A 12881-nucleotide genomic window follows, 5' to 3' on the forward strand; every position below is an offset into this window, starting at 1 on the left:
ACGCCGGATGCTGGGGTGGCCATCCCAGCCTACGCATTAGCCATCCATCGTCCAGATCATCATCGCCACGCACGATGGCGATGCCGTTCGTCGCGGAATGGCCGATCGTGACGCCGCTGGGCTGGCTGACGTAGCCGTCACCATCCACGTTGAAGATAGAAACGTGCGACGCGGTTTGGACGCGGTGACGATGACATCATCGTCTTGCCATCGAAAATCGGCTTAGGCGTGGGGAGCACTCGCCACCCTCAGCGCAAGCAGCACTGAACTTCAGACGGCCTTTTTCATGCCTGTGCCTCGATGGGTGTATAAGGAACGATGGCGGCATGGGGGTGTGCCGGCTATGGCAGGCATGTCGCCGGACTTATTGTTATTCTGTAACAGTCGCTCGATCCTCACTGTCTCCGGCGCATTGCGCCCTTGCGGGGAACCAGCCATGAAGCGATTTCTGGGTATGGCATTGACCGGTCTGCTTGCGATGGGGGCGGGCACCGCCGTGGCAGACGAAGGCATGTGGACACTGGACCACCTGCCAGCCAAGCAAATGCAGCAGCGCTACGGCTTTACGCCGAGCCAGCGGTGGATAGATCTGGTGCAGCATGCGGCATTGCGGCTCGCCGAAGGGTGCACCGGCTCGTTCGTGTCGGCCAACGGTCTGGTGATGACCAATCACCACTGTGCCAACACTTGCTTGTCGCAACTCTCCAAGGGCCGCGAGGACTACATGTCCAACGGCTACATCGCGCTCAAGCAGGAAGACGAGCCGAAATGCCCGGACGTCGAACTCAACCAGCTCGAGTCCATCATCGACGTCACCACGCAAGTGAATGCGGCTACGGCCGGCAAGACCGGCGCCGAGCGCGTAAAAGCCGAGCGTGCAATCGACAGTAGACTGGAGCAATCCTGCGTCGACGGCGATGCCAAGACTTGGCGCTGCGACGTGATCACACTTTACAACGGCGGCCGCTATGCGCTGTACAAGTACCGCCGTTACCAGGATGTGCGTCTGGTGTTCGCCCCCGAGCAGAGCATCGCCTTCTTTGGCGGCGATCCGGACAACTTCAACTTTCCGCGCTACGACCTGGACGTGACGTTCTTCCGGGCTTACGTCGACAACAAGCCGGCCAGCACCCCGCAGTTCTTCAAGTTTTCGCCGCAAGGCCCCAAGGCGGGCGACATGACCTTCGTGATCGGCAATCCGGGCCAGACCCAACGCGGCATTCCGTGGGTCCAACTGGCGGCGATGCGCGACGCGCGGCTGGTACCGTTCTTCGGTTTCCTGTCCGAGCTGCGCGGCGTGCTGTGGCAATACGGCCGTGCCGGCGCGGAGCAGGGAAAGGAAGCGCAGGAAGCGCGCTTCTACATCGAAAACAGCATCAAGGTGTTCAATGGCTGGCTGCAAACCTTGGCCGATGAGAACTTCATCGAGCATAAGAAGAAGCAGGATGCGACCTTGCGCGAATGGATGGCGGCCACACCGGATCGACGTGCCAAATACGGCGACCCCTGGGCTGAGCTGGAACGCGCCCAGCAGAGCAGCAAGGACTTGAGGGCGCGCTACGACATGCTGGAAGCGGGTGCGGGCTTCAACAGCCGGGCAGGTGAACTGTTCGAATATGCGCGCACCTTGGTACGCGCCGCGGCTGAACGCGGCAAGCCCGATGGTGAGCGCCTGCCGCAGTTCCGTGAAGCCAATCTGCCGGCGGTGGAACACACGCTGGAATCGAATGCGCCGGTCTATCCGCACTACGAGCAGACCTTGCTGTCCTGGTCGCTGGAAAAGCTGCGTCAGGTACTAGGGGCGGACGATTCCACCGTGCATGAGGTGCTCGGCAAGCAATCGCCCGATCAGCTCTCACAACAATTGGTGAGTGGCACCCAACTGGCAGATCCCGCGGTACGCAAGCACCTGTGGGATGGTGGCGAAAAGGCGGTCGAAGCGTCCAACGATTCGATGATCAAACTCGTGCGGCAGATCGATCCGGAAGCGCGCCAGGTGCGCAAGGCGTACGAGGATGAAGTCACCGCACCCACCGACAAGGCCGATGAAACCATCGCCAAGGCACGCTTCGACCGCGAAGGCATGTCCAGCTATCCGGATGCCACCTTCACGTTGCGCCTGTCCTACGGCAAAGTGGTGGGTTGGAATGAAAACGGTGCGCCGGTACCGCCTTTCACCTATATCGGCGGCTTGTACAAGCGCGCTACCGGCGCCGATCCGTTCCAGTTGCCCGACAGCTGGGTCAAGGCCGAGGGCAAGCTGAATGCGAACACACCGATGAATTTCGTCACCGACAACGACATCATCGGCGGCAACTCCGGCAGCGCCGTGATCGATCGCGAAGGACATGCCGTAGGCCTGGTCTTCGACGGCAACATCCATTCGCTCGGCGGCGATTTCGTCTACGACGGCAGCAACAATCGCACCGTGGCGGTGGATACCGCCGTGCTGGTGGAATCAGTGCGCAAGGTCTACAACTTGCCGCGTCTTGCGGATGAGTTGACGCAAGGTCACCTGTAAGCTGCTAGCGATGCACTAGGGGAGGGCTAGGTGGAGTGGAGCAACCTCGCGACAATGTCCGAGGTTCGTAGGCTGGGTTGCAAAACCCAGCATTGCGATGCGTGCAACACACGCAAAGCTGGATTGTCATCCCAGCCTACGAGTGGGCGGTTACGAAAAAAATCAGGCCACCGATGGAGGCTGTCCACGGGTGGCCTTGAATTATCTGAAATCAGGCAGCTGGTCAGGCTCGTTTTATCAGCCGGATCAGGAACAACAGCACGACTGCGCCAACAGTCGCGGTGATGATGGACATGATCCATCCACCGCCGACATGGATGCCAAGTACGCCCGTCAGCCAGCCCCCTACGAATGCGCCGGCAATGCCGACGATGATATCGACCAGCAAACCGAAGCCGCTGCCTTTGACGAACTGACCGGCCAGCCAGCCGGCGATGGCGCCGATGATCAGCCACGCGAAAATGCCATGCATGTACAAACCCCCAAATTGAACGATGTCATCGAGTCATGACGGATGGGAATGTATCAGTTCGCTTTGACAAAGGGATTCGGAAAATTCCTAGAACCCGTGGGTGGCCTGTAGCCTGGGATGACCATCCCGGCATTGCGTATGTTGCTTGTATGACAGCCGGGTTTCGCAACATAGGCCTACACTGGCAAGCCTGGCCCACGATTAGCGCGGGCGCAGCGCCGCCGGAGCGCCGCCAGCGGGCGCTGGAATCGCTGCACGGCCTGCGGGGTGGAGGTGAAAGCCTGTACATGGACCCCGTGCTTCCGCCAGACTGGACGCAGTACCGCCTGAGCTACCGGCACCGCCAGACCGACTGCAAGGTCGTCGTGCATGCAGCGCAGGGCGGGGCAGAATCGCGCCGCATCCTGTTCAACGGCAAGCCGGTCGAGGGTGACCGCCTGCTACGGGTCGACGATGGCGGCGAGCACCACCTGGATGTTTATTCGTGAATCAAGCCAACGCTTCGCATGTATTCTTGCTCGACGTCGACAACACCCTGCTCGACAACGATCGTTTCAGCGCCGACCTGGGCGCGCACCTCACGCGTGAGTTCGGACCGGCCGAATGCGATCGCTATTGGGCGATCTACGAACAGCTGCGGGCTTCGCTGGGCTATGTCGACTATTTCGGCGCACTCCAGCATTTTCGCCGGGAAAACGACACGCGTCCGGGCGTATTCACCTTGTCGTACTGGCTGCTCGACTATCCGTTCGAGCAAAGGCTGTACGCCGGCGCGTTGGAGGCCGTGGAGCAACTCGGCAAACTCGGACGCGCCGTGATCCTTTCCGATGGAGACATCGTGTTCCAGCCGCACAAGATCGAGCGCGCCGGTATCCATGGCGTGGTGCGCGGCGAAGTGCTGATCTTCGTGCACAAGGAATTGGCGCTGGATGCGATGCAGGCACGCTATCCCGCCTCCCACTACGTGATGGCGGACGACAAGCCCGAGCTGCTGGCGAAGATGAAGCGCCGGCTCGGCGACCGGCTGACCACGGTGTTCGTGCGCCAGGGCCATTACGCCTTGCAGGCGAACCTCGCCGAGCTGCAGCCCCAGCCCGACTACACCATCAACGCAATCAGCGAGCTGCCGGCCCTGGCGGCGGAGCTCGTGCGGGCCACGGCCTGAACGAACGGCCACCGCCAACGCGGCGCAGACGGAGGATTGATGTGCCTTCGCCGATAATTTGCCGCAGCCTTGAGACGCCTCAGGGCCGTCATTCCCGTGTAAGCGGAGGCGCTTTTCAACAGCGAATGCTGGTCAATCCAGGTTTGCTTGTCCATCCGGAGCAAGATGGAATCCCGCTTACGCAGGAATGACGGACTGGGCGGGCCATCGAATTCCAATCGTTTTCACCTGAGGAACCCCCACACGTGAACCCCAACGCTGACGCACTCGCCGGAAGGCCCGCTCCTTCATCCATGCTGGTGGACGTGCCCAAGCTGCTGCAGGCCTATGCAGCACTGCGCCCGGACCCTTCCGAACCGACCCAGCGCGTGAGCTTTGGCACCTCCGGCCATCGCGGCTCTTCGTTCGACTCGAGTTTCAACGAATGGCACGTGCTAGCCATCACCCAGGCGATTTGCGATTACCGCCACCAGCAGCACATCACCGGCCCTTTGTTCATCGGTATCGATACGCACGCGCTGTCCCAGCCTGCGTTCGAAAGCGCACTTGAGGTGCTGGTCGCCAACGAGGTGGCGGTAGCCATTTCGGCCGGCGCTGAATACACGCCCACGCCCGCCGTGTCGCACGCCATCCTCACCTACAATCGCAATCGCCTCGAGGGATGGGCCGACGGCATTGTCGTCACCCCATCGCACAACCCGCCCGCCGATGGCGGTTTCAAGTACAACCCGCCCAATGGCGGTCCGGCCGAAACCGAAGTCACCAGCTGGATCCAGCAACGCGCCAATGGCTTGCTCGAAAGCCGGCTCGATGGCGTGAAGCGGATGAGCTACCCGCAAGCGCGGCGCTCCAGCCTGGTGCGGGAATACGATTTCCTCGGGCATTACGTCGATGACCTGAAAAACATCATCGACTTCGATGTGATCCGCGGCTCGGGCGTGCGCATGGCGGTCGATCCGCTCGGCGGTGCGGGCGTGCATTACTGGCAACCCATTGCGCAGCGTTACGGCATCGACCTGAGCATCGTAAGCGACTCGGTCGATGCCACGTTCCGCTTCATGAGCGTGGATTGGGACGGCAAGATCCGCATGGATCCTTCCTCACCCTACGCGATGCAGCGGCTGATCGGCCTGAAGGATCGCTACGACGTGGCTTTCGCCTGTGATACCGATCACGACCGGCACGGCATTGTCTCGCGCAGTGCCGGCCTGATGCCATCGAATCATTACCTGTCGGTGATGGTGGATTATCTGTTCCGCCATCGCCCGCAATGGACCGACCAGGCCAGCGTCGGCAAGACGGTGGTGAGCAGTTCGCTGATCGATCGGGTGGCCAGGCGTTTGGGGCGCAGGCTGTACGAAGTGCCAGTGGGTTTCAAATGGTTCGCCGAGGGCCTCTTCAAAGGCGTGCTGGGTTTCGGCTGCGAAGAAAGCGCGGGCGCTTCCATGCTGCGCCACGACGGCAAGGTGTGGACCACCGACAAGGATGGCATCGTGCCGGCGCTGCTCGCCGCGGAAATGACTGCGAGCCTGGGTAAGGATCCTGGCGAACTGTACGCCGATCTGACCAGTGCCTTGGGCAGGCCCTATTCCAGCCGCGTGGATGCAGCCGCGAGTGCTCAGCAGAAGGCCAGGCTCGCCAAGCTCTCGCCGCAGCAGTTGCAGAGCAAGGAACTGGCCGGCGAGAAAATCGTCGAAGTGCTCGATCGAGCACCTGGCAATAACGCGCCGATCGGCGGCATCAAGGTTGTGGCGGAAAACGGCTGGTTCGCCGCGCGTCCCTCGGGCACCGAGGAAATCTACAAGATCTACGGCGAAAGCTTCCGCAGCGAGGAACACCTGCAGGCGATCCTGCAGGAGGCGCAGGGCATCGTGGATGCGGCGCTGGCCAGCTGAGAGGGGCTTTGCTGTCATGGGTCGCCAGCCAGGCCAGCGCCTGGGGCTGGACATCGTTGTCATTTCGTCGACACAATTGCATTGCTGCGGACGGGCCTGCGCTAGGCTCGCCTTCCTATGTTGCCCGGCAATGCGCGAGGGGATGCCATGGCGAATGTCGAGTTGAGGCCGGTGGTGCACGTAGACAACGAATGGCGCCGATGGATTGCTGAGAACCTGTTGCTGGAGGGGGCGCCGCAGAGCATTTACGAACAAATGCTGCGCGCCGGCATAGCGCATGAGGAGGCCGTGCAGGAACTGCAGCAGGCCATCGCCAGTCCCTACCTGGCCGGCGCACAGCGCTTGCGCAATCGCTTGGCGAAACACGATTGGTTGCTGGAGACGCAGCGCCGCATGAACCGCCTGCGCTCGGCGGAAGTGCCGCGTCGGCATCAGCTCTCGCGCGAGGAATTCCTGGAGGGGTACTACACCGCCGGCCGCCCGGTGATCATCACCGGCAGGATGGAAGACTGGCCGGCGAGAACGAAGTGGGGCCTTGATTATTTCAAGCAGCGCTGCGGCGACCGCGAAGTGGAAATCCAGTTTGGCCGCGATGCGGATGCGCAATACGAACTGCGCAAGACGGCCCATCGCAAGACGATGCTGTTCGGCGATTACGTAGAGATGGTGCGCAACGCCGAGCGCAGCAACGACTTCTACATGACGGCCTATAACGAAGGAAAGAACCGCGCCGCGCTGGACGAGCTATGGCAGGACATCGTGCAGATTCCTGAGTATTTGAGCCATCAGGGCGCCACCCAGGGGTTCCTGTGGTTCGGCCCAGCCGGCACCATCACCCCGTTCCACCACGATCTCACCAACAATTTCATGGCGCAGGTGCTCGGCCGCAAACGCATCTTGCTGATGCCGGCCTGCGAGATCGCGCACGTCTACAACCATGAGCATTGCTTTACGCACGTGGATGGCAAGCAGATCGATCTGCAGCGCTATCCGGACATGGCCGGAGTGCAGGTGCTTTCCTGCACGCTGCAGCCCGGTGAAGTGCTGTTCCTGCCGGTGGGCTGCTGGCATTTCGTGGAGGGGCTGGATATCTCGGTGACGGTGTCGTTCACCAATTTCCTGTGGGACAATGACTTCACCGCGGAGTATCCGCAGCAACAGCTGTTCTAGCGCAGGCTGGGCTTCGCGCCCCCGCCCGCATTCGCTACTGGCATTGCCGGCACGCATCCCCACATTGGGAGCCTGATTCCCGAGGCCTCCGCATGATCCCGTTTTCCGTACTCGACCTTGCCCCCGTCACCGAAGGCAGCACGCCGGCGCAAGCCTTCGCCAATACACTGGACCTCGCACGCTGGGCCGAACAACTCGGCTATACGCGCTACTGGCTGGCCGAGCACCACAACATGCCGGGCATCGCCAGCGCGGCCACTGCGGTGCTGATCGGCCACGTCGCCGGCGGAACTGTGCAGATCAGGGTAGGAGCGGGCGGAATCATGCTGCCCAATCACGCCCCCCTGCAGGTGGCCGAACAATTCGGCACGCTCGCTTCGCTGTATCCGGGGCGTATCGACCTGGGATTGGGACGCGCACCCGGCACGGACCAGGCCACGGCGCGTGCACTGCGCCGGTATTACGAAGCTGCGGAGACCTTTCCGAAGGACGTGCAGGAACTGCTCGCTTACTTCGAGCCAGATACGCCTGGCCAAGCCGTGCGCGCCGTACCTGGAGCGGGCATCGACATGCCGGTGTGGCTGCTGGGATCGAGTCTCTTCAGCGCTCAGCTGGCCGCTGAACTCGGCCTGCCGTTTGCGTTCGCCTCGCATTTCGCGCCGGATGCGATGGACGAGGCACTGATGCTTTATCGGCGCGGCTTCAAACCTTCAGGGCGTCTGGCCACGCCGTACGCCATGCTCAGCGTGAACGTGGTGGCCAGCGAGACGGACGCCGAGGCAAGGCGCCTGTTCACCACGCAGCAGCAAAGTTTCGTCAACCTGCGACGCGGACGTCCGGGCCTGATCCCTCCTCCCATCGACGATATCGAAGCGTATTGGACACCCACCGAGAAACTCATGGTGGAGCGTGCCCTGGCGTGTGCAGTGGTGGGAGCACCGGCGAGCGTGCGCGAAGGGCTGGCTGCGTTCATCGAACGCCATCGTCCGGATGAGCTGATGATCACGACGAATGTTTTCGATCACGACGCGCGCAAGCGCTCGTTCGAGCTGGCGATGCAGGCGCATGAGGCGCTGTAGGTTCCGCGGGCCGTCATTCGCGGCCCCCTGCGCGTGATCAATGACTGATGTGCTCCAGCGCCACGCCCTTGGTCGACGGCCCGAACACTCCAATGGCGACAATGCCCACCAGCATTGCTATCGCGATGAACGTGGCCACGGCGAGAACGCCGCCGAGGTCGAGGAAGTAGCCGATGCCCAGGCCCGCGAAAGCCGCGGCAAGGCGGCTCCACGAATAGACGAAGCCTACGGCGCGGGCGCGAATACGGGTGGGAAACAGCTCGGCCTGATAGTTGTGATAAGCGTAAGACATGATATTGGCCGCCAGCGTGAACACCACGCCGAGCGCGATCAGCACCGCTGGCGAGTTGACGTGCGCGAACTCGAGCATCGACAGTCCCATCACGACCAGGCCGAGCACGATCTGGGTCTTTCTTTCGAAATGGTCGGCGAAGACGGTTCCCAGCAGCGGGCCGAGCGGGTTGGCGATAGCGATGATGAAGGAATATTCCAGGCTGTGCGTGACCGTGATACCGCGCGCGATCAGCAAGGTCGGCACCCACGCTGCAAAGCCGTAGAAGCCGATCACCTGCGCCAGGTTGAATACCGATAGCATCAGCGTGCGTGGCCAGTAGCGCTGCGAGAATATTTCCACGAAGCGAGCTTCACCGTCGTCTTGCACCGGTTCGACATGCGGCGTCGGCAGCGTCGTGCTGGTTTCAGCCTCGACCCGGCGTTCGATCTCGACGGTAATCGCTTTGGCCTCCTGGACGCGTCCTTGCAACGCCAGCCAACGGGGGCTTTCGGGCACGCGCTGCACGAGCAACCAGGCCACGACCGCACCGGCCGAGCCAATTAGCACGACCCAGCGCCAGCCATCCAGCCCGAACGGCACGGTGGGCACCAGCACCCAGGCGAGCAGCGCCACCGCCGGCACGACGCAAAACGATACGAACTGGTTGATCGAGAAAGCGCGCCCGCGCAGTGATGCTGGCGTGAGTTCGCAGATATAGGCGTCGATGGTGACCAGTTGCACGCCGAAGCCGACGCCCGCGATGAAACGCCAGAGGTTGAGCATTTCCCCCGTGTGCTGGAACGCCATGATGAGGGTGCTGCATGCGTACCAGAGCAGCGAGCCGGTGAATACCGGGCGGCGGCCATGGCGGTCGGCAAGCTGGCCGAACAGCACGACGCCCACCCAAAGACCGGCAAAGGTGCTGAACACAAAGCTGCCGAATCCCGCCACCTTGATGCCGGCGAGGCTGGCGAAAACGCCTAGCGAGGAAGGCGTGAACAGCCCGGACTTGGTCATGCCGGGTGCGACGTAGCCGGTGAAGAACAGGTCGTAGAACTCGAACAGTCCGCCGAGCGAAAGCAGCACGATGATTTTCCATAGCGCGCGCGATGAGGGCAGTCGATCGAGGCGGGCGGCGATCTTGGCGGATTCGGTTTCAGACATCGTTGCTTGGACTTGTGAGTGGGAGTTTCGGATTGAAAGCCATCGGGCGGAAGTTCAAGCCACTAGGGTTGTTCTGATCTCCTCCACGTAACCGTATGTGCGTCTGGCAAAGCGTAGGCTGGGATGGCAATCCCAGCACCAGAATGCCGCATGCGAAGCTGGGATTATCATCCCAGCCTACGCTTGCCGATCTGCCTTGTGCCGCGCGCGGCAGGCTGCAAAGGCCCGCTAGGCGGGTTTTGTGCGGTTCTCTTTACATCTAAATAGTACATTTATATATTATATATAACTGTAATATTAACCCGGGAGCTGCCAGCCATGGCCGACTTCGCCCTCACCGAACAGCGCCTTGCCGTCACCTGCCGGCGCTATCCCGATTTTCCGCGCCGCCTCGCCACCCTGGTGCGACTGATCAAGCACATCCACAAGCAACTGCACGACGAGGCGAACCTCGCGCTCAAGCCCTATGGCATCAATCATCCGGAATACAACCTGCTGATGATGTTGTATGGTTCAGCCAACGGTACGATGTCGCCATCGGAGCTGGCGGACGCGGCGGGCGAGAAATCCGCCAACATCACCCGCTTGACCAACGAGCTGTGTGACAAAGGCTTGATCGACCGCAGCGGCAGCGCCGATGATCGTCGCAAGATCGAACTTAGCTTGACGCCGCAAGGGGAGGCGCTGCTCAAGAATCTTCTTCCGGACATCTGTGCGTTGCTGGCGAGGCAGGGGCATCACCTCACGGTTTCCGAGCAGGTTCAGCTCGAAAAGCTGTTGAAGAAGTTTCTGGGTGGATTGGCAGACTGAGCAGAGGCCGTCATGTCCGCAACAGATGTCCAGCCAGCGACGCCCGGCACGCGCGAGATCCTCGTGGCGACCCTGCGCGAAGAGACCATCACCTGGCTGTTCGTGGTCAAGTCGCTGCTGGCCTTCTACGTCACCGGCTGGCTGGCCATGCGCCTGGCGCTGCCGCAGCCCGGCACGGCGATGCTCACCACCGTCATCGTCGCCAACCGTCAGACCGGCATGGTGCTGGCCAAGAGCTTCTACCGCGCCATCGGCACCCTGGTCGGTGCACTGGCGGGCTTTCTGATCGTGGCCTTGTTTCCGCAGCAGCGTGTGTTGTTCCTCTGCGCGCTGTCGCTTTGGGTTGGCATGTGCGCCGGCGGCGCTGCGCTGTACCGCAATTTCAAGGCCTATGCATTCGTATTGGCTGGCTATACGGCGGCGATCGTGGCGCTGCCGGTGATCAACGACCCGCTGGAGGTGTTCAATTCAGCCGTTTGGCGCCTGAGTGAAGTACTGCTGGGCCTGGCCGTGTCGGCCGCAGTGAGCGACCTGGTGTTTCCCAGCCGCATCCGCGACGATCTGCGCCGCCTTTGCCGCGCCCAGTTCGCCAACTTCATCGATTTCGTGCAGCGCGTGATGTGCGGCAAGGTGGCGCGTGCAGACATCGAGAATGCGCATCTGCGTTTCGTCCGCGACGCGGTTACGGTGGAGGACCTGCGCAGCTCGGTGATCTTCGAGGATCCGGAGGCGCGCGCGCGCAGTGGCCACATGCTGCTGTTCAACCAGCGGTTCATGGCGACCTCCACCACGCTGCAGACCCTGCACCACCTGATCAACCGACTCAAGCGCAAGGGGCACGAAGCCGCCGCGAACGCATTGATTGAGTTATACCGTCCACTGGCCGGTGCGCTCGATGCGCCGATCGAAGCGGGTGGCTCGGCACGGGTACTGTTACCGCGGCTCGATGGCGCACGGCATGCAATCAAGCAACGCAAGGCGACCCTGCGCGCGCAAATGAACTCCGCCTACGACATGCTCGATTTCGACACCGGTGCCGCGCTGGTCGATCGCTTCGCCGATGAACTCTATGCCTACGTCGAAACGGCATCGGCGTTGCAGGCGCCCAAGCTCTTCGGCACGGCCGGGGAGCGCGTGCGCTTCGAGCGCAGCAATGATTTTCTCGGCGCCGGCCTGACGATGCTGCGCACTGCGCTCACCATGGGCGTCTTGAGCCTGTTCTGGATCATTTCGGCCTGGCCATCCGGTGCGTCGACGATGTTGCTGGCGACGGTATTTGCCGGCCTGTTTGCCGCCACACCCAATCCGTCGCAGTGGGTGCATCACACCTCTGTGGGCTTTTTTTTCGGTATCTGCGCAAGCTTTCTCTGCCAGTTTTTCGTGCTGCCGCTGATGGATGGTTTCGGGTTACTGGTGGCCGGCTCCGCGCCGTTCCTGATGATCGGCATGGCGATGATGGCGTGGCCTGTCACGGCCCGCGCCGGGGTCGGCTACTGCATGGGTTTTACCTTGACCCTCGCTGCTCGCAACGAGATGAATTACGACGTGGTGTTCTTCTGGAACGACACGCTGGCCCAGCTCGCCGGGCTGGCCGCCGCGGGACTGGCTTTCGCGCTCGTGCCGCCGGCCATCGGCAGCCTGTGGCTGCGCCGCCGCCAGCTGGAGCGCTTGCGCCGCCAGGTCCGCCTTGCGGCCAGCGCGCCATTGCCCGGCCTGCATGCGCGCTTCGAGAGCGTCAACCATGACCTGTTCGGCCAGATCGTGGCGCAGACCGAGCGCGGCAGCGAGGCTTCGCGCAGCCTGGTGGCCTGGACACTGTCTGTGCACGAAGTCGGGCGCACCTTGCTTGAGCTGCGCAATGACATGGCCGGCAGGCCACTACCAGAGGAAGTGCGCGAAGCGATCGAACGCTGCATCGATGCGATCGCGCAGCTTTACGAAGATCCCGATACGGCCACTTACACGCAGGCGCGCGATGCGCTCGCCGCCGCCATGGCGATGATCGAAGGCGACGAAGCCATGTCACCGCTGCTCAATCACTTGCACGTGCTGCGCCTGGCCATGCTGGACGAACAATCCGTGCTCGCCTCCTACATGCAAGATCAGCCCAGCTCACAAGGAGTCGCCCATGCCACGTGAAATCGCCATCGGCGGCGCGCTGGTTCCCGGACTGCTGCTGTGGTTCCTGCTTGCCGTCGCGCTATTGCTGCTGTTCGACTGGGTGGTCGGCCGTTACGGCCTGTACCGCTACGTGTGGCATCCGGCGCTGCTGCGCCTGGCTTTTTTCGTATGCATTTTCGGCGGTCTGGCCTGGTTGACCCTCTGAGCGAC

At 62.2% G+C, this 12881-nt stretch carries 11 protein-coding genes; 9 read left to right on the forward strand and 2 right to left on the reverse strand.

What is annotated here, in order from left to right; all coding sequences use genetic code 11:
- Window positions 1-436: 436 nt before the first annotated feature.
- Window positions 437-2521: a S46 family peptidase gene (locus tag EKH80_RS18440; protein ID WP_230473799.1), complete on the forward strand. Its 2085-nt coding sequence runs from the start codon at window positions 437-439 to the stop codon at window positions 2519-2521.
- Between the two features lie 223 nt (window positions 2522-2744).
- Here EKH80_RS18440 and EKH80_RS18445 read toward each other — a convergent pair whose 3' ends face one another.
- Window positions 2745-2993 (reverse strand): GlsB/YeaQ/YmgE family stress response membrane protein, encoded by a 249-nt coding sequence (locus EKH80_RS18445; protein ID WP_126686262.1) that lies wholly within the window; start codon window positions 2991-2993, stop codon window positions 2745-2747.
- 149 nt (window positions 2994-3142) lie between these two features.
- Between EKH80_RS18445 and EKH80_RS18450 the strand changes: the two genes are divergently transcribed.
- The 5 genes from EKH80_RS18450 (at window position 3143) to EKH80_RS18470 (ending at window position 8302) form a co-directional block, all read left to right on the forward strand.
- Window positions 3143-3481: a hypothetical protein gene (locus EKH80_RS18450; RefSeq protein WP_126686263.1), complete on the forward strand. Its 339-nt coding sequence runs from the start codon at window positions 3143-3145 to the stop codon at window positions 3479-3481.
- Complete coding sequence (locus EKH80_RS18455) at window positions 3478-4158, forward strand: HAD family hydrolase (protein WP_126686264.1); 681 nt, start codon at window positions 3478-3480, stop codon at window positions 4156-4158. Before EKH80_RS18450 ends, EKH80_RS18455 begins: the two co-directional genes overlap by 4 nt.
- 245 nt (window positions 4159-4403) lie before the next feature.
- The gene (gene pgm / locus EKH80_RS18460; RefSeq protein WP_126686265.1) at window positions 4404-6053 is read left to right on the forward strand and encodes a phosphoglucomutase (alpha-D-glucose-1,6-bisphosphate-dependent); all 1650 of its coding nucleotides are present in this window, start codon (window positions 4404-4406) and stop codon (window positions 6051-6053) included.
- A gap of 147 nt (window positions 6054-6200) precedes the next feature.
- Window positions 6201-7223: a cupin-like domain-containing protein gene (locus tag EKH80_RS18465; RefSeq protein ID WP_126686266.1), complete on the forward strand. Its 1023-nt coding sequence runs from the start codon at window positions 6201-6203 to the stop codon at window positions 7221-7223.
- Window positions 7224-7315: 92 nt separating this feature from the next.
- A complete protein-coding gene (locus EKH80_RS18470) occupies window positions 7316-8302 on the forward strand; it encodes an LLM class flavin-dependent oxidoreductase (RefSeq protein ID WP_126686267.1) in 987 nt (328 codons plus the stop codon).
- 37 nt (window positions 8303-8339) lie between these two features.
- Here EKH80_RS18470 and EKH80_RS18475 read toward each other — a convergent pair whose 3' ends face one another.
- Window positions 8340-9740: an MFS transporter gene (locus EKH80_RS18475; protein ID WP_126686268.1), complete on the reverse strand. Its 1401-nt coding sequence runs from the start codon at window positions 9738-9740 to the stop codon at window positions 8340-8342.
- Between the two features lie 318 nt (window positions 9741-10058).
- Here EKH80_RS18475 and EKH80_RS18480 point away from each other — a divergent pair, with 318 nt between their 5' ends.
- The 3 genes from EKH80_RS18480 to EKH80_RS18490 are packed head-to-tail and all read left to right on the forward strand — an operon-like array spanning window position 10059 to window position 12876.
- Window positions 10059-10550: a MarR family transcriptional regulator gene (locus EKH80_RS18480; protein WP_126686269.1), complete on the forward strand. Its 492-nt coding sequence runs from the start codon at window positions 10059-10061 to the stop codon at window positions 10548-10550.
- A 12-nt stretch (window positions 10551-10562) separates the two neighbouring features.
- A complete protein-coding gene (locus tag EKH80_RS18485) occupies window positions 10563-12689 on the forward strand; it encodes an FUSC family protein (RefSeq protein WP_126686270.1) in 2127 nt (708 codons plus the stop codon).
- Complete coding sequence (locus tag EKH80_RS18490; RefSeq protein WP_126686271.1) at window positions 12679-12876, forward strand: DUF1656 domain-containing protein; 198 nt, start codon at window positions 12679-12681, stop codon at window positions 12874-12876. Before EKH80_RS18485 ends, EKH80_RS18490 begins: the two co-directional genes overlap by 11 nt.
- Window positions 12877-12881: the final 5 nt, after the last annotated feature.

Source organism: Dyella choica, assembly GCF_003977665.1.
GTDB lineage: Bacteria > Pseudomonadota > Gammaproteobacteria > Xanthomonadales > Rhodanobacteraceae > Dyella_B > Dyella_B choica.

Excerpts from the sequence above, each read along its gene's own strand:
- EKH80_RS18445 (WP_126686262.1), bottom strand. The coding sequence starts at position 2,993 with ATGCATGGCATTTTCGCGTGGCTGATCATCGGCGCCATCGCCGGCTGG.
- EKH80_RS18470 (WP_126686267.1), top strand. The coding sequence starts at position 7,316 with ATGATCCCGTTTTCCGTACTCGACCTTGCCCCCGTCACCGAAGGCAGC.
- EKH80_RS18485 (WP_126686270.1), top strand. The coding sequence starts at position 10,563 with ATGTCCGCAACAGATGTCCAGCCAGCGACGCCCGGCACGCGCGAGATC.
- EKH80_RS18490 (WP_126686271.1), top strand. The coding sequence starts at position 12,679 with ATGCCACGTGAAATCGCCATCGGCGGCGCGCTGGTTCCCGGACTGCTG.
- EKH80_RS18465 (WP_126686266.1), top strand. The coding sequence starts at position 6,201 with ATGGCGAATGTCGAGTTGAGGCCGGTGGTGCACGTAGACAACGAATGG.
- EKH80_RS18450 (WP_126686263.1), top strand. The coding sequence starts at position 3,143 with ATGACAGCCGGGTTTCGCAACATAGGCCTACACTGGCAAGCCTGGCCC.
- EKH80_RS18475 (WP_126686268.1), bottom strand. The coding sequence starts at position 9,740 with ATGTCTGAAACCGAATCCGCCAAGATCGCCGCCCGCCTCGATCGACTG.
- EKH80_RS18440 (WP_230473799.1), top strand. The coding sequence starts at position 437 with ATGAAGCGATTTCTGGGTATGGCATTGACCGGTCTGCTTGCGATGGGG.
- EKH80_RS18480 (WP_126686269.1), top strand. The coding sequence starts at position 10,059 with ATGGCCGACTTCGCCCTCACCGAACAGCGCCTTGCCGTCACCTGCCGG.